Origin of the sequence: Streptomyces bicolor (genome assembly GCF_000719285.1) — a bacterium.
Classification (GTDB): Bacteria; Actinomycetota; Actinomycetes; order Streptomycetales; family Streptomycetaceae; genus Streptomyces; species Streptomyces bicolor.
Genome location: NZ_JOFS01000002.1, coordinates 239,622 through 261,849 on the forward strand (window position 1 = coordinate 239,622; position 22,228 = coordinate 261,849).

General features: G+C 70.3%; 19 protein-coding genes, 1 tRNA gene and 1 pseudogene. 8 read left to right on the forward strand and 13 right to left on the reverse strand.

From position 1 onward, the window contains the following. The first annotated feature begins 75 nt into the window (after positions 1–75). The 3 genes from IF78_RS0103265 to IF78_RS0103275 all read left to right on the forward strand — a co-directional run bounded on the left by IF78_RS0103265 (position 76) and on the right by IF78_RS0103275 (position 3,781). Positions 76–780: a response regulator transcription factor gene (locus tag IF78_RS0103265; protein ID WP_031478516.1), complete on the forward strand. Its 705-nt coding sequence runs from the start codon at positions 76–78 to the stop codon at positions 778–780. Next, a complete protein-coding gene (locus IF78_RS0103270; protein WP_031478517.1) occupies positions 777–2,180 on the forward strand; it encodes a sensor histidine kinase in 1,404 nt (467 codons plus the stop codon). The genes IF78_RS0103265 and IF78_RS0103270 overlap by 4 nt, the downstream gene beginning before the upstream one ends. Positions 2,181–2,296: 116 nt before the next feature. Further along, complete coding sequence (locus IF78_RS0103275; protein WP_031478519.1) at positions 2,297–3,781, forward strand: glycoside hydrolase family 18 protein; 1,485 nt, start codon at positions 2,297–2,299, stop codon at positions 3,779–3,781. Between the two features lie 118 nt (positions 3,782–3,899). On the opposite strand, the gene IF78_RS0103280 is transcribed toward IF78_RS0103275, so the two are convergent. The 4 genes from IF78_RS0103280 to IF78_RS0103295 all read right to left on the reverse strand — a co-directional run bounded on the left by IF78_RS0103280 (position 3,900) and on the right by IF78_RS0103295 (position 8,733). Continuing rightward, complete coding sequence (locus IF78_RS0103280) at positions 3,900–5,330, reverse strand: GH1 family beta-glucosidase (protein WP_037639536.1); 1,431 nt, start codon at positions 5,328–5,330, stop codon at positions 3,900–3,902. A gap of 162 nt (positions 5,331–5,492) precedes the next feature. Continuing rightward, positions 5,493–6,389, reverse strand: a complete 897-nt coding sequence (locus IF78_RS0103285) for a carbohydrate ABC transporter permease (RefSeq protein WP_031478522.1) — start codon at positions 6,387–6,389, stop codon at positions 5,493–5,495. Further along, complete coding sequence (locus IF78_RS0103290; RefSeq protein WP_031478523.1) at positions 6,386–7,414, reverse strand: carbohydrate ABC transporter permease; 1,029 nt, start codon at positions 7,412–7,414, stop codon at positions 6,386–6,388. Before IF78_RS0103290 ends, IF78_RS0103285 begins: the two co-directional genes overlap by 4 nt. Further along, positions 7,411–8,733 carry an ABC transporter substrate-binding protein gene (locus IF78_RS0103295; RefSeq protein ID WP_031478524.1) on the reverse strand — a complete coding sequence of 441 codons (1,323 nt, stop codon included), beginning with the start codon at positions 8,731–8,733 and terminating at the stop codon, positions 7,411–7,413. Before IF78_RS0103295 ends, IF78_RS0103290 begins: the two co-directional genes overlap by 4 nt. Positions 8,734–9,112: 379 nt before the next feature. Between IF78_RS0103295 and IF78_RS0103300 the strand changes: the two genes are divergently transcribed. Then, the gene (locus tag IF78_RS0103300) at positions 9,113–10,168 is read left to right on the forward strand and encodes a LacI family DNA-binding transcriptional regulator (protein WP_031478526.1); all 1,056 of its coding nucleotides are present in this window, start codon (positions 9,113–9,115) and stop codon (positions 10,166–10,168) included. 70 nt (positions 10,169–10,238) lie between these two features. Here the strand turns inward: IF78_RS0103300 and IF78_RS0103305 are convergent, their stop codons facing one another. After that, positions 10,239–11,039, reverse strand: coding sequence for an alpha/beta fold hydrolase (locus tag IF78_RS0103305; RefSeq protein ID WP_031478527.1), 801 nt, complete (start codon positions 11,037–11,039; stop codon positions 10,239–10,241). A 137-nt stretch (positions 11,040–11,176) separates the two neighbouring features. Between IF78_RS0103305 and IF78_RS0103310 the strand changes: the two genes are divergently transcribed. Beyond that, positions 11,177–12,211 (forward strand): sulfotransferase family protein, encoded by a 1,035-nt coding sequence (locus IF78_RS0103310; protein WP_031478528.1) that lies wholly within the window; start codon positions 11,177–11,179, stop codon positions 12,209–12,211. A 59-nt stretch (positions 12,212–12,270) separates the two neighbouring features. Here the strand turns inward: IF78_RS0103310 and IF78_RS0103315 are convergent. From IF78_RS0103315 to IF78_RS0103335, 5 genes and pseudogenes are all read right to left on the reverse strand, one after another. Further along, positions 12,271–12,609, reverse strand: a pseudogene (locus IF78_RS0103315) (GNAT family N-acetyltransferase); the annotation flags it as partial. 144 nt (positions 12,610–12,753) lie between these two features. After that, positions 12,754–12,826: transfer RNA gene (locus IF78_RS0103320), tRNA-His, on the reverse strand. Positions 12,827–12,942: 116 nt separating this feature from the next. Further along, complete coding sequence (gene orn / locus IF78_RS0103325) at positions 12,943–13,545, reverse strand: oligoribonuclease (RefSeq protein ID WP_031478531.1); 603 nt, start codon at positions 13,543–13,545, stop codon at positions 12,943–12,945. Between the two features lie 158 nt (positions 13,546–13,703). After that, entirely contained in the window at positions 13,704–14,942 is a 1,239-nt protein-coding gene (locus IF78_RS0103330) for a helix-turn-helix domain-containing protein (protein ID WP_031478532.1), read from the reverse strand. 377 nt (positions 14,943–15,319) lie between these two features. Then, complete coding sequence (locus tag IF78_RS0103335; protein WP_031478534.1) at positions 15,320–15,655, reverse strand: hypothetical protein; 336 nt, start codon at positions 15,653–15,655, stop codon at positions 15,320–15,322. A 338-nt stretch (positions 15,656–15,993) separates the two neighbouring features. Here IF78_RS0103335 and IF78_RS0103340 point away from each other — a divergent pair, with 338 nt between their 5' ends. Both IF78_RS0103340 and IF78_RS0103345 read left to right on the forward strand, forming a co-directional pair. Next, on the forward strand, positions 15,994–16,521 hold the full coding sequence (locus tag IF78_RS0103340; RefSeq protein WP_031478535.1) for a universal stress protein: 528 nt from the start codon (positions 15,994–15,996) through the stop codon (positions 16,519–16,521). 150 nt (positions 16,522–16,671) lie between these two features. Next, positions 16,672–17,238, forward strand: a complete 567-nt coding sequence (locus IF78_RS0103345; RefSeq protein ID WP_031478536.1) for a GPR1/FUN34/YaaH family transporter — start codon at positions 16,672–16,674, stop codon at positions 17,236–17,238. A 151-nt stretch (positions 17,239–17,389) separates the two neighbouring features. Here IF78_RS0103345 and glmS read toward each other — a convergent pair whose 3' ends face one another. Both glmS and IF78_RS0103355 read right to left on the reverse strand, forming a co-directional pair. Further along, the gene (glmS, locus tag IF78_RS0103350) at positions 17,390–19,207 is read right to left on the reverse strand and encodes a glutamine--fructose-6-phosphate transaminase (isomerizing) (protein ID WP_031498015.1); all 1,818 of its coding nucleotides are present in this window, start codon (positions 19,205–19,207) and stop codon (positions 17,390–17,392) included. A 46-nt stretch (positions 19,208–19,253) separates the two neighbouring features. After that, entirely contained in the window at positions 19,254–19,511 is a 258-nt protein-coding gene (locus IF78_RS0103355; protein ID WP_031478539.1) for a hypothetical protein, read from the reverse strand. A 196-nt stretch (positions 19,512–19,707) separates the two neighbouring features. Between IF78_RS0103355 and IF78_RS0103360 the strand changes: the two genes are divergently transcribed. Continuing rightward, positions 19,708–21,303 carry a purple acid phosphatase family protein gene (locus tag IF78_RS0103360; RefSeq protein WP_031478540.1) on the forward strand — a complete coding sequence of 532 codons (1,596 nt, stop codon included), beginning with the start codon at positions 19,708–19,710 and terminating at the stop codon, positions 21,301–21,303. Positions 21,304–21,321: 18 nt separating this feature from the next. Here IF78_RS0103360 and IF78_RS0103365 read toward each other — a convergent pair whose 3' ends face one another. Next, a complete protein-coding gene (locus tag IF78_RS0103365) occupies positions 21,322–22,176 on the reverse strand; it encodes a DUF4429 domain-containing protein (RefSeq protein ID WP_031478542.1) in 855 nt (284 codons plus the stop codon). Positions 22,177–22,228: the final 52 nt, after the last annotated feature.

Genomic DNA, 22,228 nt, shown 5'->3' on the forward strand with positions numbered 1-22,228 from the left:
GACGGAGTTGTCCACAGCGGGCGAGTTGTCCACAGGCCCCGACCCGGCTCGGCGGCATGGCGTACGGTGCGGCGCATGGCAAGTGTGCTCGTGGTCGAGGACGACCAGTTCGTACGCTCGGCGCTCATCCGGCACCTGACCGACGCCGCCCACACGGTGCGCAGCGTCGGGACGGCACTGGAGGCGCTGCGCGAGGTCGCCCATTTCCGCTTCGACGTGGTGATCCTGGACCTCGGTCTGCCCGATCTGGACGGCTCCGAGGCCCTGAAGATGCTGCGCGGCATCACGGACGTGCCGGTGATCATCGCCACGGCACGGGACGACGAGGCGGAGATCGTCCGGCTGCTGAACGCGGGGGCGGACGACTACCTCACCAAGCCGTTCTCGGTCGAGCACCTGTCGGCCCGGATGGCCGCCGTCCTGCGCCGCGCCCGGTCGGGCAGCGCGGAGGCCGCACCGTCCAGCGTGCTCCGCGTCGGCGGCCTGACCGTGGACCCGCTGCGCCGCCAGGCCGAGCTGGACGGTGTACGCCTTGACCTCACCCGCCGCGAGTTCGACCTGCTCGCCTTCCTGGCCGGACGGCCCGGCGTCGTCGTACCCCGCAAGGAACTGCTCGCCGAGGTGTGGCAGCAGTCCTACGGCGACGACCAGACCATCGACGTCCATCTGTCCTGGCTGCGCCGGAAACTGGGCGAAACGGCCGCCAACCCCCGCTATCTGCACACCTTGCGGGGCGTCGGCGTGAAGCTGGAGCCGCCGGGTGGAGGGCCGCTGCGATGAGATGGGCACTGGTCAAGGTCTGCCTGGCGGTCACCACCATGGTCGTGGTCGCCTTCGCCGTCCCCCTGGGGCTCGTCATCCGGGAGATGGCCCGCGACCGCGCCTTCTCCAACGCCGAGCGGGAGGCCGCGGCCGTCGCCCCCGCCCTGTCCATCACCACCGACCGGGACCAGCTGGAGCGCGTCGTCGCCTCGGCCGGGTCGGACGCGGGCATGGCCGTGCACATACCGGCGTCCGGTGACACGGCCGCCGTGGATCTCGGCCGGCAGCGCGCCGCCGCCGACGACATCGCGACCGTGCGACGGCTGGGCCGCGCCTCCACCACCGAGGTGCCCGGCGGGTCCACGCTGCTCCAGCCTGTCGCGCTGAGCTCGGGCGAGATCGCCGTCGTCGAGGTGTACATCCCCGAGGCGGAGGTCACCAATGGCCTCACCACGGCCTGGGCGGTGCTCGCCGGGGTCGGCATCGCCCTGATCGTCGGGTCGGTGGCGGTCGCCGACCGGCTGGGCGTGCGGATGGTGCGGCCCGCGCAGCGCCTGGTAGAGGGCGCGCACGAGCTGGGGGAGGGCAAGCTGGGTGCCCGGGTGCCCGAGGAGGGGCCGAACGAACTGCGGCTGGCGGCGGTCGCGTTCAACTCGATGGCCGACCAGGTCGTGCAACTCCTCGCGAACGAGCGCGAGTTGGCGGCCGATCTGTCCCACCGGCTGCGCACCCCGCTGACCGTGCTGCGGCTGAACGCGGCCTCGCTCGGGGACGGTCCGGCCGCCGAGCAGACCCGGGCGGCGGTCGCGCAGCTGGAGCACGAGGTCGACACCATCATCCGTACGGCGCGGGAGGCCAAGCCGCAGACGGTGGCCGCCGGTCCGGGTGCCGGGTGCGACGCCGCCGAGGTGGTGCGCGAGCGCATGGCGTTCTGGTCGGCGCTGGCGGAGGACGAGGGCCGCAAGGTGCGGGTGGCCGGGGTGGACCGGCCGGTGCGCATACCCGTGGCCCGGGCGGATCTGGCGGCCGCGCTGGACGCCCTGCTCGGCAACGTCTTCCGGCACACGGCCGAGGGCACGGCGTTCGCGGTCGACGTGCACAACGGCGAGGACGCGGTGATCGTGCTCGTCTCGGACGCGGGGCCCGGCATATCCGACCCCGAGGCGGCGATGGCGCGCGGGCGGGGTTCGGGCAGTGCCGGGTCGACCGGGCTCGGGCTGGACATCGTGCGCCGGCTCGCGGAGTCGACGGGCGGGGACGTACGGATCGGGTCGTCGGTGCTGGGCGGGACCGAGGTGCGGATCTGGATCCAGCTGGACGGGAGGGAGCCGGTGCGCAGGGGGCATCGGGGGTCGGTGCGACGCCGTCGGCCCGGCAGATTGGTCTCGACCTTTAACCGGCCCCGATCCCTTCCTTAAGCGCGCCCTAAGGTCGCCAACCCCCGTCCGGATCAGGCACTTTGCCCGATTCCGAATCGCTAGCGTGCTGCCGCACCCACCCCCGCGAACCCCGTGAACAGTGAGGCAGGCACGTGATGAGGACCCACCGGCGCAAGGTCAGCCGCAGGAACAAGGCGATAGGCGGCCTGGTCGCCGCGGCCGTGGTCGGCGGCGGCGCGATCCTGTTCACCGGTACTGCCCAGGCGGCCGGAGTCGGGGCGGCGTACACGAAGACCAGTGACTGGTCGACGGGTTACACCGCGCAGTACGTCGTCACGAACACCAGCGGTCAGGCGGAGAAGGCCTGGAAGCTCGAGTTCGACCTGCCGGCGGGCTCGAAGCTCAGCTCCCTGTGGAACGCGGAGTCGAGCGTGCGCGGGCAGCACGTCACCGTGACGCCGCCGAAGTGGGACACGGACGGCCTGGCGGCCCGTGAGTCGGTGACGGTCGGCTTCGTGGTCAACGGCACGGGCGCGCCGACGGGTTGTCTGATCGACGGCGCGAAGTGCTCGACGGACGCCGGCGCGACGCCGGAGCCGAGCGGCCGCCCGACGTCCACACCGTCCACGACGCCGAACCCGACGGCCACCCCCACGCAGTCCGCAACCCCCACCCGGCCCGCGTCCCCGACGCAGAGCCCGACCCCCACCGCCAAGCCCTCGGAGAGCCCCGGCACCGGAACGGGAACCACCGCCGGCTTCGCCCCGTACATCGACACATCGCTCTACCCGGCGTTCGACCTGACGGCGAGCGCGGAGGCGACCGGCGTCAAGGACTACAACCTCGCCTTCGTCACCGACGGCGGCGGCTGCACCCCGAAGTGGGGCGGCGTCACGGACCTCGGCAGTGACGCGGTGGCCGCGCAGATCGGCGACCTGCGTGCGAAGGGCGGCGACGTCCGTGTCTCCTTCGGCGGCGCGGCGGGCAGCGAGCTGGCGACGACCTGCTCCTCGGCGGACGCGCTCGCGGCGGCCTACGGCAAGGTCGTGGAGGCGTACAAGCTGACCAAGGTCGACTTCGACGTGGAGGGCGGCGCGCTGCCGGACAAGGCGGCCAACACCCGCCGCGCCCAGGCGATAGCCGAGCTCCAGCGGCAGCACCCGGACCTGGACGTCTCCTTCACCCTCCCCGTCATGCCCGAGGGCCTGACCCAGCCGGGCGTCGACCTCCTCGCCGACGCCAAGCGCAACGGCGTGAAGATCGACACCGTCAACATCATGGCGATGGACTACGGCCCCGCGTACAGCGGCGACATGGGCACCTACGCCGAACAGGCGGCCACCGCCACCCAGGCCCAGGTCAAGAGCGTGCTCGGCCTCTCCGACAGCGCCGCCTGGAAGACGGTCGCCGTCACCCCGATGATCGGCGTCAACGACGTCACCACCGAGATCTTCAAGGTCGACGACGCCACCCAGCTGGTCAACTTCGCCAAGTCCAAGGGCCTCGGCTGGCTGTCGATGTGGTCGGCGACCCGTGACAAGCAGTGCCCGGGCGGTGAGAAGCCGGCGGCCGACGCGACGTGCAGCTCGATCCTCCAGGACAAGTTCGCGTTCACCAAGGCGTTCGCGGCCTACAACTGACGCGGACCGCCACTGAACCACGGGGGCGCGCCCCGGCCGGTCTCCCCCCATCCGGCCGGGGCGCGGCACGTCCCCTCCCCGTGCCGCGCCCCGCCCACCCGGTCCGATCCCCCGCTCCCTAGAACACCTCGTCCACCTCGGGCAACGTCCCCGTCCGAGCCGCCTTCCCGTACCAGTACGCGCTCGACTTCGGCGTCCGCTCGAGCGTCGAGTAGTCGACGTACACCGCCCCGAACCGCTTCTCGTACCCGTACGCCCACTCGAAGTTGTCCAGCAGGGACCACAGGTAGTAGCCCCGGACGTCGGCGCCGTCGGCGATCGCGCGGCGGACCTCGCCGAGGTGGCCGTGCAGGTAGGCGATGCGCTCCGGGTCGTGGACGCGGCCCTCGGGGTCCGGCTTGTCGTCGTAGGCCGCGCCGTTCTCCGTGATGTAGAGCGGCAGACCGGGCGCCTCGCGCGAATAGCGCATGATCAGCTCGTGCAGGCCGGTCGGGTCGATGCTCCAGCCCATCTCCGTGCGCTCACCGGGGGTCTGGTGGAACAGCACGTCGTCCGCGGCGGGCCACGGCGAGTGCTCGCTTGCCCCGTGGCCGTCGGCGCGCGGGCCGCTCGGCTCGGCTTCGGCCGCCGAGACCAGCGTCGGGGTGTAGTAGTTCAGCCCCAGGGCGTCGAGCGGCTGGTTGATCGCGGCCAGGTCGCCGTCCAGGACGTACGACCAGTCCGTCAGCAGCTCCGTCGCCGTGTACAGCGTCTCCGGATAGGCGCCGTGCAGGATGGGGCCGTGGAAGACACCGTTGGCCAGGTCGTCGATCTTCCGTGCCGCCGCCAGGTCCGCAGGGTCCTGCGAGAGCGGCCGTACCGGGCAGGAGTTGAGGCTGAGCGCCACCGAGTTGCGGGCCGGCATCACCGAGCGCAGGGCCGAAGTGCCCAGCCCGTGGGCCAGGTTGAGATGGTGGGCGGCCCGTAGCGTGGCCGCCGGCTCGGTGCGGCCCGGCGCGTGCACACCCGAGCCGTAGCCCAGGAACGCGCTGCACCACGGCTCGTTGAGCGTGATCCACTGCTCCACGCGGTCACCGAGCGCCTCGCCGACGATCTGCGCGTACTCGGCGAACCGGTACGCCGTGTCGCGCTCCGGCCAGCCGCCCGCGTCCTCCAGCTCCTGGGGCAGGTCCCAGTGGTAGAGGGTGACGGCGGGCTTGATGTCGTGCGCCAGCAGCTCGTCCACCAGACGGCGGTAGAAGTCCAGGCCCACCTGCACGGCCGGGCCCCGGCCCGTCGGCTGCACGCGCGACCAGGAGATCGAGAAGCGGTACGCGGTCAGGCCGAGCTCGGCCATCAGCGCCACGTCCTCGCGGTAGCGGTGGTAGTGGTCGACAGCGATGTCACCGTGCTCGCCGCCGGCGGTCTTGCCCGGGGTGTGGCTGAAGGTGTCCCAGATGGACGGCGTACGGCCGCCCTCCCGCACCGCTCCCTCGATCTGGTACGCGGACGTGGCGGCGCCCCAGAGGAAGGCGGGGGGAAAGGACACGGGGGACATGGGCTCAGGCATGGAAGCGCTCCCATTGGAGGTCGTGGAGACCGACGGGTACGGGTAGGTGGGGAGAGGGAGAGGGAGAGGGAGAGGGAGAGGAGGGGAGGGGAGGAGTCCGGGGGCCGAGGCGGCGGTGGCGCGGCCCCCGAGGTCGTACGAAGGGAGGGACGGGACCGGGCGTCAGCCCTTGATCGCGCCCTGCATGATGCCGCCCACGATCTGCTTGCCGAACAGCAGGAAGGCGATCAGCAGCGGCAGCGTGCCGAGCAGGGCGCCCGCCATGATGACCGCTTCGTCGGGGACATAGCCGGTGCCGAGCGAGTTGAGGGCGACCTGCACGGTCGGGTTCTCCTGGTTCAGGGCGATGATCGGCCACAGGAAGTCGTTCCAGGCGAACACGAAGGTCAGCAGGCCGAGTACGGCCATCGCGGGCCGCGCGGCCGGGAACACCACGTGCCAGACGACCCGCAGACTGCTCGCGCCGTCCACCCGCGCCGCCTCGATCAGCTCGGTCGGCAGCGCCTGCACCAGGTACTGCCGCATGAAGAACGTACCGAAGGCGGTCACCAGCGTCGGCAGGATGACGGTCTGCAGCTGGTTGGACCAGCCGAGGTCGCTCATCCACAGGTACAGCGGTACGACGGCCAGCTGCGGCGGGACCATCATCGTGCCGATGGTCAGCATCAGCAGAACGTTGGAGAACCTGAACCGCAGTTTGGCGAAGGCGAATCCGGCGAGCGTGGAGAACACCACCGTGCTGACGGTGATCGCGCCGGCGACGATCGTGGTGTTGAACATCGCCGAGCCGAGCCCGGCCTCCTCCCACGCCCGCTCCATGTTCTTGAACAGGTTCCCGCCGAACCACAGCGGCGGCGGGGTCTCGGCCAGCCGCTGACCGGTGCGCGAGGCCGCGATCGCCGTCCACACCAGCGGGGCCAGCGAGACCAGCGCGAACAGGCTCAGTACGACATAAGTGAGCGGGCCGGCGTGCAGCTGCTTGCCGGCGCCCATCACCCGCGGGCGTTCCCGCCCGGGCTTCTTCTCCGTCTGCGGAAGTGTCAGTTCGCTCGCGGTCATTGGGACTTCCTCAGCCGTCGGGAGATCAGCAGGTTGATCGCGGCGACGATCAGCAGGATCAGGAACATCGACCAGGCGATCGCGGACGCCTTGCCGAGGTTGCCGATGATCCAGCCCTGGTCGTACATGTACAGGCCGAGCGTCTGGTACTGGTGCTCGGAGCCGCCCTTCGAGCCGCTCACCCCGCCGAACAGCAGGGGCTCACCGAAGAGCTGGGTCGCGCCGATCGTGGAGACGACCACCGTGAACAGGATCGTCGGCCGCAGCTGCGGGATCGTCACATGGATGAACTGCTGCCAGCGGTTGGCACCGTCGATCGCCGCCGACTCGTAGAGGTCGGCCGGGATCGCCTGCATCGCAGCCAGATAGATCAGCGCGTTGTACCCCGTCCAGCGCCAGATCACGATCGACGAGACCGCGAACTGCGAACCCCAGTCGGATTCACGCCAGTTGACGGGATCGATCCCGACGAAGTCCAGCAGCCAGTTGATCATGCCGCCGTCGTAGGAGTACAGCAGCACGAACACCAGCGTCGCCGCCGCCACCGAGGTCGCGTACGGGGTGAGCATCACGACCCGCCAGACGGTCGAGCCGCGCAGCTTGTAGTTGAGCAGGTGCGCCAGTCCGATCGCCATCAGCAGCTGCGGCACCGTCGAGATCACACCGATGGTGAAGGTGTTCCACAGCGCGTTCCAGAAGAAGTCCGAGGACAGCAGGTTCTCGTAGTTCTGCAGGCCGGCCCAGGACTGGCCGTCCAGGTTGGACAGTTGCACGTTGTGCAGCGAGTACCAGGCCGTGTACAGCAGCGGTACCAGCGAGAACGCGCCGAAGACGATGAAGAAGGGGGCGATGAACGCGTACGGCGACGCCTTCATGTCCCAGCGGTAGAGCCGGCTCCGCCAGGAACTCGTGCCCGGCGGAGGCGGCGTACCGCGACCGTGAGCGCGGCCGGCCGCGCCCGGCTGGTCACCGGGCGCGGCGTCGGCGCTCGACGCGGGATGCGCGAGGGCCTTGGAGTTGCTCACTGGCCGAGCACGTCCTTGATCTCCTCGGTGGCCGCGTCCCAGCCCTCTTCAGGGCTCTTGCCCTTCTGCTCGACCTGGAGGATGCCGATGTCGGTGATGGAGGTGCCGATCGGCTGGTCCTTCGGGCCGTGGTACTGGGACGGGATGGTCTCCGCGGAGGCGGAGAAGATCTCCGTGATCGGCGCGTCGGAGAAGTACTCCGTCGTGGCGGCCGCCGGCTTCAGGCTCGAGTACGCCGACGGGGTCGACGGGAAGCTGGCCTGCTTGGCGAAGACCTTCGCCTGCTGCTCGGGTGCGGTCAGCCACTTCGCCAGCGCGACGGCCTCCTTCTGGTGCTTGCTCGCCGTCGGCACACCGAGGAACGAACCGCCCCAGTTGGCCGCGGTCGGCGCCGCCGCCACATCCCACTTGCCCTTGCCCGCGTCGCCGGACTTCTCCAGGATGTAGCCGATCATCCAGGCCGGGCAGGCCACCGTGGCGAAGGTGCCGTTGGCGTAGCCCTGGTCCCACGGCTTGTCGAACTGCTTCAGCTTCGCCGACATGTCGCTGGTCGCCACCTCCATGGCGACGTCCCAGGCCTTCTTGACACCCTCGGACTTGTCCCAGACGACGTTGCCGTCCTTGTCGTAGTACGCCGTGGTCTCGCCACCGAGGGCCGCGTTGTAGACGGAGGAGGCGGAGTCCACGAACTTGGTGCCGCTGGGCGCCTTCTTCATGTACTGCTTGCCCAGGTCGACGTACTTGCCCCAGTCGCCCTTCCACTGCTCCGCGAGCTTGGTGCGGTCGGTCTCCAGGCCGGCCTTCTCGAACAGGTCCTTGCGGTAGCAGATCGCCATCGGGCCGATGTCGGTGCCGAGCCCGATCAGCTTGCCGTCCTTGGTGGTGGCCTGGGCGTTCTTCCAGTCCAGCCACTGGGACTTGTCGACCTCCTTGCCGAGGTCGACGAACTTGTCGGCCTGCGTCTGCACGGCCTCGGTGACGTTGCCGACCTCGATCGCCTGGATGTCGTCGGTACCGGAGCCGGCCTGGAGGCGGGTGAGGACCTTGGGCCAGTAGACGTCGGTACGGGTGGTGACGTTCTCCTTGATGGTGATGTCGGGGTTGAGCTTCATGTACTCGTCGTAGAGGCCGGCCTGCTTGTAGCCGAAGGTGCCGAAGGTGCCGACGGTGAGGGTGGTCTTGCCACCGCCGCCGTTGCCACCGCCCTCGTTCGAGGGGTCGTCCGAGTCCTCGGCGCAGCCGGCGAGCAGCCCTGTCGTCAGCGCGGCCGCGGCCGCGAGGGCCACCAGCCTGCGGGACCCGCGGGTACTCGTGCGCATTGCGTCCTCCTGTTGCCTGACGTGCCGACCCCCCGGCCAACGGCATTGTTGGGCCCGTTGAAACCTCATATTGCATCGCTGCGGCTCGGGCGGGGAACGTGCGGGATGTGTATGTGTCAGGTACTGTGGGAGCGCTCCCACAAGTGATGTGTTGAAGGTTCGTCGGTCCGGCCGGGGGTGTCAAGGGCGTCGACGCGGAGAGATGCGTTCAGTTATCGGGCCGTTAACTGGAACCCGGTCAGCCCGTCCGGCGTGTGAGGACGAGGCGGTTCAGGCCGAAGCGGGGGTCTGGGGCGGCGGCCCACGGGGGCGATCAGTGCGGTGGGCGGGGCTGTTACATTCCAGGCCAGGCAAGGAACACGGCGGGAGGGCGGAGCCCATGGCAAGCCACGGAGCGCGGGGCCGCAGCGGTGGTCGGCCCACCCTCGAAGAGGTGGCGGCCCGCGCGGGCGTCGGCCGCGGCACCGTCTCCCGGGTGATCAACGGTTCGCCCCGGGTCAGCGACGCGACCCGCGCGGCGGTGGAAGCGGCGGTGGCGGAGCTCGGCTACGTCCCCAACACGGCCGCCCGGGCGCTGGCGGCCAACCGCACGGACGCGATCGCGCTGGTGGTCCCCGAGCCGGAGACACGCTTCTTCGCGGAGCCGTACTTCTCGGACATGCTCAAGGGTGTGGGCGCCGGGCTCGCGGACACGGAGATGCAGCTCCTGCTGATCTTCGCGGGCAGCGACCGGGAGCGGCGCAGGCTCGCCCAGTACCTGGCGGCGCACCGAGTGGACGGCGTACTGCTCGTCTCGGTCCACGCCGACGACCCCCTGCCGGACCTGCTGGCCCAGCTGGAGATCCCGGCGGTGATCAGCGGCCCGAGGTCGGCCGCGGAGACCCTGACCTCGGTGGACTCCGACAACTACGGCGGCGCCCGCTCGGCCGTGGAGCACCTGCTGTCCCGCGGCCGCACCCGCATCGCCCACATCACCGGCCGCCTCGACGTCTACGGCGCCCAGCGCCGCGTCGACGGCTACCGCGAAGCCCTGCGTGACGCGGGGCACGAGGTGGACGAGCGGCTGATCGAGCCCGGCGACTTCACGGAGGAGGGCGGGGCCCGGGCGATGCGGAACCTGCTCGCACGCCGCCCCGACCTGGACGCGGTCTTCGCGGCGTCGGACGTGACGGCGGCGGGCGCCCGCCAGGCGCTGCGCGAGGAGGGCCGCCGTATCCCCGACGACGTGGCCCTCGTCGGCTACGACGACTCGGCCATCGCCCGCCACCTGGACCCGCCCCTCACCAGCGTCCGCCAGCCCATCGAGGACATGGGCCGCCGGATGCTGGACCTCCTCCTCGCCGAGATCGCGGATCGCCGGCCGGCGGTGTCGCGGGGGCTGGAGAGATCGCAGGTGGTGCTGCCGACGGAGTTGGTGACGAGGGCGTCGTCCTGAGGGCGGGCCGATGGTCGGCGACACATGCCAGGTGTCGACGTCACCGTCATGAAGGTGGTCGCCCCGATTCTCAGGCGAGGCCCCCGAGGAACTCCGAGAGCGCCGCGTGCAGGATTCCGGGCTGTTCCAGGTGCAGGTCGTGGCCGGTGCCGGGGATGCTCATGGCGTGGGTGTCGGGGCGCAGCCGGAGCATCTCGTCGGCTTCCGGCCCGGAGATGATGCCGGACTGGGCCAGCACGACCAGGGTGGGGCACGCGATCCGCCCCCACTCACGGTGGAAGGAACGCCGGGCGTTCTCCGCCAGTGAGCGGACCATCACGTCCCGGTCGAAGCGAGGCCACCATCCGTCCGCGCGTTCCTCCAGCCCGGCCGCCCAGCCCGCGCCGACCGTTCCGCCGCCGAGGAACGCGGCCGCCGCCTCGCGTGAGGGGAACGGCGTCGGCCATGAGTCGAGCCATGCGCCGATGTCCGCCGGTGCGTCGGGATTCGGGCCGCCGGGGCCGGCCTCGACGAGCACGAGGGCGTGGACCAGGGCGGGATGGGCGGCGGCGGTGAGCATGGCGGTGTGCCCGCCCAGTGACTGGCCGACGAGGACCGGCCGCCGCAGCGCCAGCCGTTCGGCCAGGGCGACGACATCGGCGACGTACGCGGCCCGGGAGACGTCCCCCGGACGGCGCTCACTGGAGCCGTGCCCACGCTGGTCGACCGCCACGACCCGGTACCGGGAGCTCAAGTCCCGTGCGAGCGCGTCCCATTCACCCGCGTGACCGGCCAGACCGTGCAGCAGCACGACGGGTCGCCCCGGCCCGCCCCAATCCCGGCAGACAAGCCGCACACCGTCTCGCACGACCAGGTGCTCGGACCACGTCACGTCGTTCCTCCCCAGGGATCGGCAGATGTCGATCATGCCGCACCGGATCACCCGGATCACCGTCGTTCGCCCGCCCGGCGCGACGGGTACGCAGCCTGATGGACCGGGCAGAGCCGTACAGCACATGGAGGATGACCATGCGTTCCTTGACCTTCGTCTTCGGTACGGGACGCAGCGGCTCGACCGCGCTGTCACGCATCCTCAACGCCCACCCGGACGTACTGAGCCTCAACGAGTACATGGCCTCCGTGGGCGACGCCGCCTTCCCCGAAGGGACGCTGTCCGGTGCGCAGTTCTGGCAGGCGCTCTTCCGGCCCGCCCCGCACTTCGAGCGGATGATCCGCAGCGGGCTCCCGCTGCCCGAGTTCCTCTACACCCGCCGCCCCGGCAGATACTCGGCGCGGACCACCGGAATCCCCGCGCTGTCCCTGATGGTGCTGCCCCACCTCACCGACGACCCGGACGGGCTACTCGACGAACTCGGCGCGGACGTGGTCCGGTGGCCCGAGCGCATCGCCGCCGAGCACCACCGGGCACTGTTCGGCCTCCTGTGCGGGCGGTTCGGACGGACCGCCGTCGTGGAGCGGTCCGGTTACTCGACCGGCTGGGCACCGGGGCTCCGGGACGCCTTCCCGGACGCCAGGTTCGTGCACATGTTCAGGGACGGGCCGGACTGCGCCCTGTCCATGAGCCGGCACCCCGGATACCGGACGATCCTGTTGCTGCGCGAGATCAAGGAACGAGCCGGCATCGACAGCTTCTCGGAACTGACCCCCGAGCACGTGCGCGAGCTGCCCGCCCACCTGTCCCCGCTGCTCGCCGACCGTTTCGACCCCGCTCTCGTACGCGACCGGGACCTGCCGCTGCGCAGGTTCGGCGCCCTGTGGTCCGAACTGGTCACCGACGGCACGGAGTTCCTCGCCCGACTCCCCGCCGACCGGGGCACCACCCTCGCCTACGAGGACCTCCTCGACAAGCCGGCCGGCGAACTGACCCGCCTGGCCGAGTTCATCGGCGTCGACCCCGAGCCGCGGTGGCTGCGCACCGCGTCCGCCCTGCTCGACCACACCCGACGCGGCTCGGCCCGGAGCCTGCCGGCCGGCGAACTCGCCGAACTGACGGAGAGTTGCGCCGCGGGTATGCGCGTGCTGCGGGAGCGGCCGATCCGGTGACCGCTGCCGGACCGCCGCCCGGGTCCGCACTCGCCCTGCCGTGGATCGTGCCGGACGCTTCAGGGCCCCGGCACGAGCCGCCACCGCGTCTCACCGTCCTGCTCCTCCTCGGTGGCGGTCAGCCCGGCCGCCGCGGCGACCGCCGCCGAGGCCAGGTGGCCGGGGTGGATGTGCGCGACGACCGTACGCACCGACCGCCGCCCCAGCCAGGCGACCAGCCCCCCCGCCGCCTCGGACGCCAACCCGCGCCCCTGCCACGGCGTACCGACCACCCAGGCGATCTCGGCGCTGTGGTCCTCGGTGACCGTGGCCTGGACCGTGCCCACGAGACACGACTCGCCCCGTTCCGATCCGCGCAGCCGCAGCACCCAGTTGCACCAGGAGACGGCCGGGTCGGGGCAGGATGAGGTCGAGGCGGGCGGTGGGGATGGGCTCGGCGGCGACGCGGGGCTGGGACATCGCCCGCAGCCTACGGCCTACCTACCCCCGGAAACGGACTCAGCCGGTGGCTTCTGTTCCGAAGCCACCGGCTGACCAGTGAGGGTGAGTGACGGGACTCGAACCCGCGGCATCCTGGACCACAACCAGGTGCTCTACCAGCTGAGCTACACCCACCATGCCCGGCGATCGACTTTGTGGAGTCCCCGACCGGCCGAGAAAAAGTGTACAGGGTCCGAAGGGGTGCTCGCGCACAGCTTTTGCGGCGCCCCTGGGTGACCCCCCTCACCCGCCTACTGAGCAGGCAGAACGTGCTTGGCGGCGATCGCCTTCGCGGTGTCCGAGTCCGGGCCCGGCTGGGGTACGAAGACGGCCTCGCGGTAGTAACGGAGTTCGGCGATGGACTCGCGGATGTCGGCGAGGGCGCGGTGGTTGCCGTTCTTCTCGGGGCTGTTGAAGTAGGCGCGCGGGTACCAGCGCCGGGCCAGCTCCTTGATCGACGAGACGTCGACGATGCGGTAGTGGAGGTAGTCCTCCAGCGTCGGCATGTCGCGCAGCAGGAAGCCGCGGTCGGTGCCGACGGAGTTGCCGCACAGCGGGGCCTTGCCGGGTTCCTTCACGTGTTCGCGTACATATGCGAGGACCTGCTTCTCGGCGTCCGCCAGCGTCGTGCCGCCGGCGAGCTCGTCGAGCAGTCCGGACGCGGTGTGCATCTGACGCACCACCTCCGGCATCGTCTCCAGCGCCGCGTCCGGCGGGCGGATGACGATGTCCACACCGTCGCCGAGGACGTTCAGCTCGGAGTCGGTGACGAGGGCGGCAACCTCGATGAGCGCGTCGTCGGACAGCGAGAGGCCGGTCATCTCGCAGTCGATCCACACCATGCGATCGTTCATGCGAACACCCTACGGCTGACGTCCGTCTTTGGGATGCCCGGTGTCGCAGGCGGCGTACCAGGGGCTGCCGCCCCTCGGACCCCCGCTTCGGCCTGGACGGCCTCGTCCTCAAACGCCGGACGGGCTGAAACGCGCCCGTCCGGCGTCACAAGGTCACGTCACGACCCGCTGCGCTGGCCCGGCAGGCTGGCCCGGCTGGTCGCGTAGGCCTCGCGGCCGTTCTCCGACGCCACCGACAGGGGCGCGGAGGTGCCCAGTGGTGCCGGGGTGCGGCGGGTCTGGAGCGGGACCGGGCCGCCCTCGGGGTACGGGGCGGGCGGTGGGCCCGGTGGCGGGGGTGGGCCGACCGTGGGCTCCGGGTCCGCCGGGCGGTCGGCCTGGGGGCGCCGGGCCCGGTACGCCGCCCGGTACGCGGCCGGCGACGACCCGAGCTGGCGGCGGAAGTGCCCGCGCAGCGCCACCGGTGAGCGGAAGCCGCAGCGGCCCGCGACCTCGTCCACCGAGTAGTCCGACGTCTCCAGCAGCCGCTGAGCCTGCAGGACCCGCTGAGTGATCAGCCACTGCAGCGGGGCGCTGCCGGTCAGCGAGCGGAAGCGGCGGTCGAAGGTGCGGCGCGACATGTACGCCCGCGCCGCCAGCGTCTCGACGTCGAACTGCTCGTGGAGGTGCTCCAGCGCCCAGGCGACGACCTCGGCGAGCGGGTCGGCGCCGATCTCCTCCGGTAAAGACCGATCGAGGTAGCGCTCCTGACCGCCGGATCGGCGCGGGGGGACCACCAGACGGCGGGCCAGAGCCCCGGCCGCCTCGTTGCCGTGGTCCGTCCGCACGATGTGGAGACAGAGATCGATTCCGGCCGCCGTGCCCGCCGACGTCAGGACGTCCCCGTCGTCCACGAAGAGCTCTCGCGGATCCACGTGCACCGACGGGTAGCGCTTGGCCAGCGTCGGTGCGTACATCCAGTGCGTCGTCGCGGGGCGGCCGTCCAGCAGGCCCGCCGCGGCGAGGACGAAGGCGCCGGTGCACAGCCCGACTATGCGGGCGCCTTCCTCGTGTGCCCGGCGCAGTGCGTCGAGCGCGTCCTCGGGCGGCGGCGAGGTGATCGAGCGCCAGGCCGGTACGACGACCGTGCCCGCCCTCGAGATCGCCTCCAGGCCATGTGGTGCGGAGAGTTCCAGGCCCCCTGTGGTCCGCAGCGGGCCGTCCTCGCCGGCACACACCAGAAGGCGGTAGCGCGGCACGCCGGCGTCCTGGCGGTCAATCCCGAACACCGACAGCGGTATGGAACTCTCGAAGATGGGGCCGCCGCTGAACAGCAGCACCGCGACGATCTCCTTGCGGCGTCGCCCGGACAGCTTCCGGGCCGCAGCTTCCGGCGCGGCAGTGGAGTCGTGGCTCATCCTGCTAAGCCCCCCTCGGTGGTCGCGGCTCCTCGGTTGTGTCGCTCCTGCACGTTTCCCCTCGGTCCTGCACGAGTCCCCCGCCGTAGACAGTCAAGATCGAATCTACTGTGTCGCGTCGCGCCGCAGTGGCCGGTTCGGCACTCGGCACATTGTCGACTTGGCAACTTGGCGTGAAGCATTCGATCACGAAGCGTTGCACTCACGGGCCGTGCAGGGAAGTGCGCCTTGTCGCAGTGGCTAATCCACGTAGGGTGCGCAGGGCCCTTGAGGCCCTTTCCGTGCAGGTGGAACGGGGGTTGGGGGGTGTTCTGGGCGGGGGATGCTTGCACGCCAGAAGTTGGCTGAAAACCAACGTGCCCGTGCGCGGAAACCGGTCAGCCGACCGGTGTATTTCCCCCACTGTGACGTCCGCCTCTATGGGCACCGGTTCCGGTCCTGTGGTGGCGGCCGCGACGCGACGGCGACGGGCCGGTGCGTTCCTCGTCCTTCATGCGTGCCGCGTCGTCCCGCATGCGCGCCGCGCCGCGTTCCGATTCGCGCAGCAGTACGCGGCAGACCGCGGTCACGGCCGCGAGGCCCAGGGCGGTGCCGGTGGCGCCGGCCAGGGAGGTGCCGTACCAGAGGAGGACCACCGGGACCAGGGCACAGCTGAACACCGCCCACCGGACGAGGGTGGCGGTGTCCTCGGAGGGGATGCGGGGTCCGGGCATGGGTGCGTGCTCCCTGTGCTCCATGGGGGCGGATCACGGTGATCAACGCCGGTTCGGGCGGCGGGTCACTGGTCCGGGGCGTCCCGCGCAAGTGAATCCTGTGCAAACCGCCTGTACACCGCAGCAACCATTGCGTTACGGGCTCCCCCTCGTGCATGCTCCCTGGAACCCGCACCGACCGTGAGCGGGGATCTGGGTTAAGGAGGCGTGCCGCCGTACCCTTGGGGTATGGGGTTGGGAAGACCATTCCCGGACACAGCTCCGCCGCACACTGCTGGATCCGTCAGCGAGCTTCGCTCGCGGGCCCACCCATAAAGGATCACTACGCCGAGACAGCCATGGCCGGTCACGAATTCTTCGAACCCGCGGACCGCAAGCGGCCGGTAGCCGACCCCACGGCGTCCGAGCCCCTGGCGGCGGAAGAGTCACGCCATTCCTGCGACCCCGCCTTCAAGCACGGCGTCGTCGTCGGCTTCGACGGCTCCACCTCCAGTGAGCGCGCCCTCGCGTATGCCATCGGCATGGCCCATCGCTCCGGGTCGGGCCTGATCATCGTGCACGTCGCCAACCGGCTGCCCACCACGGTGTGGGCAGGCTGCGAGCCGCCGGTCTTCGTGGACGTGCCGGACCACCGCACCGAGGTGCTCGGCCTCGAACTCGCCTGCGCCGACTATCTCGCCGAGGTGCCGTGGATCCTCGTCGAGCGCGGCGGCGACATCTGCCACGAACTCGAAGAGGTCGGGCGGGAGTACGAGGCGGACGCGATCGTCGTCGGCTCGACGCACGGCATCGTCGGGCGGATCTTCGGCTCCGTCGCGGGGCGGCTCGCCAAGCGGGCCAAGCGTCCCGTCGTTGTCATTCCGTAACTCGCCGTTGTCCCAGGTGAGATGAGCCGTTCGGGACGCCGGTCTCCTTCTTGCGATGCGTGAATTTACTCGCGCGTAGAGGTGTTTGTGCCTTTGTGAAGGGCATATATCGGTCACCGCACAACTGCACATGCATGAAGGGAGCCCGCCGTGGACAACGACGTCTCTGCGGGAAGCGGAATCACCACCGTGGTCGGCCGACTCGCCCTGGGCATCACCCTGTTGGCCTTCGGGCTGGGGTACACCGGCGTGATCGACGGTGTGTCGGCTGCTGACGCCGTATCAATCGCCCAGTACGTGGGCGGCATAGCCCTCTTCGTCGCCGGTCTCATGGCTTTGCGTGACCGTGACTCCGCGAACGGGACCGCGTTCGTGGTGCTCGGCGCCCTGTGGTTCACCTGGGCCGTCTCCGCGGACGCCCAAGTCTCCGCCAACGCGGCCGGGTTGTTCCTGCTGCTGTTCGCCCTTGTGGCGCTGTCTCTGACGCTCGCGGGTGGGGACCAGCTGGGTCAGGGTGCGTACGGGCTGTTCTTCGTGTCGCTGCTGCTCATGGCTGTCGCCAACTTTGCCGACAGTGACGGGCTCAGCAAGGTCGGCGGATGGTTCGCCGTCGCCGCGGGTGCGGTGGCTTGGTACGCGGCTACTGCGGCTCTTGCCCACTGGCCGGCTGCCCTTCCGCGACGCGCTGCAGACCGGGGAGTGACGGCCACCGGTTAGCTGCGCAGGCCGGGGGTTGGGCGGCCCCCGGCGTTGATAACGGACCCCCCGTGTCTGGTGGCAACACGTGGGGGTCCGTTCTCTTCGTCGGCCTCTGCGGGTGAGTGGGGGGGGGGGGCTGGTCGCGCAGTTCCCCGCGCCCCTAGGGGCGCTACTCCACCGTCACCGACTTGGCGAGGTTCCTCGGCTTGTCGATGTCGCGGCCCAGGGTCAATGCCGTGTGGTAGGCGAGGAGTTGGAGCGGGATGCCCATCAGGATCGGGTCCAGTTCGTCCTCGTTCTTCGGGACCACGATCGTCTGGTCGGCCTTCTCCTGGGGCTGGTGGGCCACCGCGAGGATCTTGCCGCTGCGGGCCTTGATCTCCTCCATGGCGGCGCGGTTCTTCTCCAGGAGGTCGTCGTCGGGGACGATCGCGACCGTGGGGAGGGCGGGCTCGATCAGGGCCAGGGGGCCGTGCTTGAGCTCGGAGGCGGGGTAGGCCTCGGCGTGGATGTAGGAGACCTCCTTGAGCTTCAGGGAGGCCTCGCGGGCGACGGGGTAGCCCCGGACGCGGCCGATGAACAGCATCGAGCGGGCCTCGGCGTACTGCTGGGCCAGCTTCTCGATCTCCGCCTCCTGCTCCATGATCTCGGCGATCTGGCCGGGCAGCTTGCGCAGGCCCTCGATGATCCGCTTGCCGTCGCGGACGGAGAGGTCGCGGGTGCGGCCCAGGTGGAGCGCGAGCAGGGCGAAGGCCACGGTCGTGTTCGTGAAGCATTTCGTCGAGACCACGCACACCTCGGGGCCCGCGTGGACGTAGATGCCGCCGTCGGCCTCGCGGGCGATCGCGGAGCCGACCACGTTCACCACGCCCAGCACCCGCGCGCCCTTGCGCTTCAGCTCCTGCACGGCGGCGAGGACGTCGTACGTCTCACCGGACTGGGATACGGCGATGTAGAGGGTGTCGGGGTCGACGACCGCGTTGCGGTAGCGGAACTCCGACGCCGGCTCGGCGTCCGCGGGGATACGGGCCAGCTCCTCGATCATCTGGGCGCCGATCATGCCCGCGTGGTACGAGGTGCCGCAGCCGAGGATCTTCACGCGGCGGATCTGGCGGGCCTCGCGGGCGTCCAGGTTGAGGCCGCCGAGGTGCACGGTGGAGAAGCGGTCGTCGATGCGGCCGCGCAGGACGCGGTCCACGGCGTCGGCCTGCTCGTGGATCTCCTTGTGCATGTAGGTGTCGTGGCCGCCCATGTCGTACGAGGCCGCCTCCCACTCCACGGTGGTGGGCTCGGCCGTGGTGCGGGTGCCCTCCGTGGTGTACGTGCGGAAGTCGTCGGCCTTCAGGGTGGCCATCTCGCCGTCGTCCAGCGTCACTATCTGCCGCGTGTGGGCGACCAGCGCGGCGATGTCCGAGGCGACGAACATCTCCTTCTCGCCGATGCCGAGGACGACCGGGGAGCCGTTGCGGGCCACGACGATGCGGTCCGGGAAGTCGGCGTGCAGGACGGCGATGCCGTATGTGCCCTCGATGAGCCGGAGGGTCTCGCGGACCTTGTCCTCCAGCTTCTCCTGCTGCGAGCGGGCGATGAGGTGGACCAGGACCTCGGTGTCGGTCTCGGAGAGGAACTCGACGCCGTCCGCCTCCAGCTTGCGGCGCAGGTCGGAGGCGTTGTCGATGATGCCGTTGTGGACGACGGCGACCTTGCCCTCGGCGTCCAGGTGCGGGTGGGCGTTCACGTCGGAGGGGGCGCCGTGGGTGGCCCAGCGGGTGTGGGCGATGCCGGTCGTGCCCTTGAAGCGGGCCGGGACCTTGGCCTCCAGGTCGCGGACCCGGCCCTTGGCCTTGACCGTCTTCAGGCCCGACGCCTTCGGGGAGGTGACGGCGATGCCCGCCGAGTCGTAGCCGCGGTACTCCAGGCGCTGGAGGCCTTCGAGCAGCAGGGGAGCTACGTCACGCTTCCCGATGTATCCGACGATTCCACACATATATACGTATCCCTCAAGTTCCGTGAGTGGCGGCTCGGCGGTGGACTCAGCCGTAGACGATCCGGCGAAGTTGCCTGAGCGTGAGCTCCGGCGGGGCCACCGCCCGGTATTTCAGGTCCGCCTCGATCCGTTCGAAGATCGTCGCGTTCACCAGGCCCTGGGCCTGGAGCTCGCGGTGGCGGCGACGGACGTAGTCCTCGGTCGTCTCGTCGAAGTAGGCGAGCACGTCCTGGATCACCCGCAGCGCCTCGCCCCGGTTCAGGGGGGTGGTGCGGGTCAGGTGATCAACAAGGTCGTCGTGCACTCGGTAGATCCTGGGTTATCGGCGACTGGTACGCAAGAATCCTGCCCGATTTCGGGCACGAGCGTGTCAAAGGGCTTTGGGACAGTCATGGGACACCCATGGACAGTTATGGGAGACCCATGGGTGTTCGTTGATCGGTTGTTTCGCGGGGGGATGTGTGCGGCGAGCAGCTTGTGTGGCCATGGACATTCCTCGCATGGGAGTACCCCAGCAGCTGGCCGAGCGTATGAGCATGGCCGAGCAGCACGAGTACCTGCGCGCCAGGTTCTCGCGGCGCAACATGATCAGAGGCGGCGCCGTCACGCTCGGCGCCGTCGCGGGTGGCGCGTTCGTGCCGGGCGCCACCGCACAGGCCGCCGTACCGACACAGCGGACCGCCACCGAGACCGTCGACGGCGCCCTCGTCGCCCCCTTCGGCCGCCACCTCGCCTACGGCAACGACCCGCGCACCGAGATGACCATCTCGTGGCAGGTGCCGGTCGCGGTGAAGAAGCCGTTCGTGCGCATCGGCGCCCACCCCTGGGACCTCTCCCGCAGGATCGAGGCCGAGGTGCGCACCCTCTACACCCCGGCCGGCGTCGGAGCGAGCGCCGATCACACGCAGTACTACGTCCACGCCCGACTGGCTCACCTGCGCCCCGGCCGTACGTACTACTACGGCGTCGGCCACGAGGGCTTCGACCCCGCCGAACGCCACCTCCTGGGTACCCTCGGCACCTTCACCACCGCCCCCGCCCTCCCCCACTCTCGGCTTCGCTCGAGCGGGGGGACCCCCATGCCGCCGTTCACCTTCACCGCCTTCGGCGACCAGGGTGTCAGCTACCACGCGCTGGCCAACGACAGCCTGATCCTCGGCCAGAACCCGGTCTTCCACCTGCACGCCGGCGACATCGCGTACGGCGACCCGGCCGGCCAGGGCAAGGCCTCCGACACGGGCTTCGACTCGCGCACCTGGGACCAGTTCCTCTACCAGACCGAGTCGGTCGCCAAGTCCGTCCCGTGGATGGTGTCGTACGGCAACCACGACATGGAGGCCTGGTACTCGCCCAACGGCTACGGCGGCGAGGAGGCCCGCTTCACGCTCCCCGACAACGGGCCGGACCGGAAGAACCTGCCGGGCGTGTACTCCTTCGTCTACGGCAACACGGCGGTCGTCTCGCTCGACCCCAACGACGTGTCGTACGAGATCCCCGCCAACCTGGGCATATCTGGCGGTACCCAGACCACATGGTTCGAGGGGCAGCTGAAGAAGTTCCGCGCGGCCCCCGACATCGACTTCGTCGTCGTGTTCTTCCACCACTGCGCGTACTGCACGTCCACGGCGCACGCCTCGGAAGGCGGTGTGCGACAGGAGTGGGTGCCGCTGTTCGAGAAGTACCAGGTGGATCTGGTCATCAACGGCCACAACCACCAGTACGAGCGCACGGACGTGATCAAGGGGAACGAGGTCACCAAGAAGCTGCCGATCGGCGGCACGGCCTACCCCGAGACCGACGGTGTCGTCTATGTCACGGCGGGCGCGGCCGGTCGCAGTCTCTACGCGTTCAGCGCGCCGGACTCCTACGAGGGGCACGAGAACGAGGTCGACTCCGTGGCGTCCTTCGTCAACCTCAAGGACGGCAAGCAGAACGAGACGGTCGCCTGGTCGCGCGTGCGCTACCTGAACTACTCGTTCCTGCGCGTGGACGTGAACCCCGCACCGAGGGGCCGGTACGCGACCCTGAAGGTGCAGGGCATCGCCGAGACGGGGGACCGGATCGACCACTTCACGGTGGCCCGCCGGGCCAAGTAGGCCGGACGGCTAGGCGCACTACATCCGTTTGAGCACCGCCTGCTTGGCCATGGTGAACTCCTCGTCCGTCAGCACGCCCGTGCGATGGAGCTCGCCCAGTTCGCGCAGGCGGCGCAGGAGGGCGTCGTGGTCCTGCGTCACGGCGTCCGGTGGCGCCTGAGCGGCGGCCGTGGTGGCCGGGTGCGGCAGGCGGGCCTGGACCGCCGCCGCGACCAGGGCCATCAGCGGGTCCTTCTTGAAGCCCCACAGCTCCACCGAGTTGGGGTCGTACTTGGGCGGGGCCTTGGTGGGCGCATTCCTGACGGTGAAGCGGAGGTAGCCGTTCTCCAGGCCCGCCGCCGGATGCCACTCCACCGCCGTGATGTCGGTGAGCGTGAGGGTGCGGCTGCCGGCGGCGGCCTTGGCGTCCTCCGTCTTCCAGTTCCACTCCAGCCGGATGTGCTCGCCGTCGAAGCTCGCGGTGCCGTCCCCGGCCGAGACGGACAGGGGCACGGAGGGCCCCGGCACCAGATACTCGTCGACCGGGTCGGCGGGGACCTGGTCCAGGAACAGGGCGCCCCGGACCTCGTCCACGAAGTACTCGGCGACTCCGTAGCGGTCGGAATCGACGATCAGCTGGTACGGGTCGTTGGGCTCGGTGAGGCGGCCGCCCGTGGCGTGCAGCAGCGGGTCGGCGCCGTCGCGCAGACGCAGGCGCAGCCGCCCGGCCTTCTTGCCCTGCTCGAAGGAGACGCCCGCCAACGCCCCCAGGGGGACGACCAGTTCACCCAGCGTCTTGCGGAACAGGCTGACGTTCTTGTCCCGCCCTGGGGTCAGCCGCAGGGCGTCGCCGTCGAAGACCCACGTGCCGTCCTTCTGGATGATTTCCGCCATGGGGTGGATTGTTCCACCGGTTTCACGGGAGAGTGGTCCAGACCTCTTGGAG

What these genes read in the sequence shown, in the direction of transcription:
- IF78_RS0103265 (WP_031478516.1), top strand. Translation starts at nt 76, where the DNA reads ATGGCAAGTGTGCTCGTGGTCGAGGACGACCAGTTCGTACGCTCGGCG.
- IF78_RS0103270 (WP_031478517.1), top strand. Translation starts at nt 777, where the DNA reads ATGAGATGGGCACTGGTCAAGGTCTGCCTGGCGGTCACCACCATGGTC.
- IF78_RS0103275 (WP_031478519.1), top strand. Translation starts at nt 2,297, where the DNA reads ATGAGGACCCACCGGCGCAAGGTCAGCCGCAGGAACAAGGCGATAGGC.
- IF78_RS0103280 (WP_037639536.1), bottom strand. Translation starts at nt 5,330, where the DNA reads ATGCCTGAGCCCATGTCCCCCGTGTCCTTTCCCCCCGCCTTCCTCTGG.
- IF78_RS0103285 (WP_031478522.1), bottom strand. Translation starts at nt 6,389, where the DNA reads ATGACCGCGAGCGAACTGACACTTCCGCAGACGGAGAAGAAGCCCGGG.
- IF78_RS0103295 (WP_031478524.1), bottom strand. Translation starts at nt 8,733, where the DNA reads ATGCGCACGAGTACCCGCGGGTCCCGCAGGCTGGTGGCCCTCGCGGCC.
- IF78_RS0103300 (WP_031478526.1), top strand. Translation starts at nt 9,113, where the DNA reads ATGGCAAGCCACGGAGCGCGGGGCCGCAGCGGTGGTCGGCCCACCCTC.
- IF78_RS0103310 (WP_031478528.1), top strand. Translation starts at nt 11,177, where the DNA reads ATGCGTTCCTTGACCTTCGTCTTCGGTACGGGACGCAGCGGCTCGACC.
- orn (WP_031478531.1), bottom strand. Translation starts at nt 13,545, where the DNA reads ATGAACGATCGCATGGTGTGGATCGACTGCGAGATGACCGGCCTCTCG.
- IF78_RS0103330 (WP_031478532.1), bottom strand. Translation starts at nt 14,942, where the DNA reads ATGAGCCACGACTCCACTGCCGCGCCGGAAGCTGCGGCCCGGAAGCTG.
- IF78_RS0103335 (WP_031478534.1), bottom strand. Translation starts at nt 15,655, where the DNA reads ATGCCCGGACCCCGCATCCCCTCCGAGGACACCGCCACCCTCGTCCGG.
- IF78_RS0103340 (WP_031478535.1), top strand. Translation starts at nt 15,994, where the DNA reads ATGGCCGGTCACGAATTCTTCGAACCCGCGGACCGCAAGCGGCCGGTA.
- glmS (WP_031498015.1), bottom strand. Translation starts at nt 19,207, where the DNA reads ATGTGTGGAATCGTCGGATACATCGGGAAGCGTGACGTAGCTCCCCTG.
- IF78_RS0103360 (WP_031478540.1), top strand. Translation starts at nt 19,708, where the DNA reads ATGGGAGTACCCCAGCAGCTGGCCGAGCGTATGAGCATGGCCGAGCAG.
- IF78_RS0103365 (WP_031478542.1), bottom strand. Translation starts at nt 22,176, where the DNA reads ATGGCGGAAATCATCCAGAAGGACGGCACGTGGGTCTTCGACGGCGAC.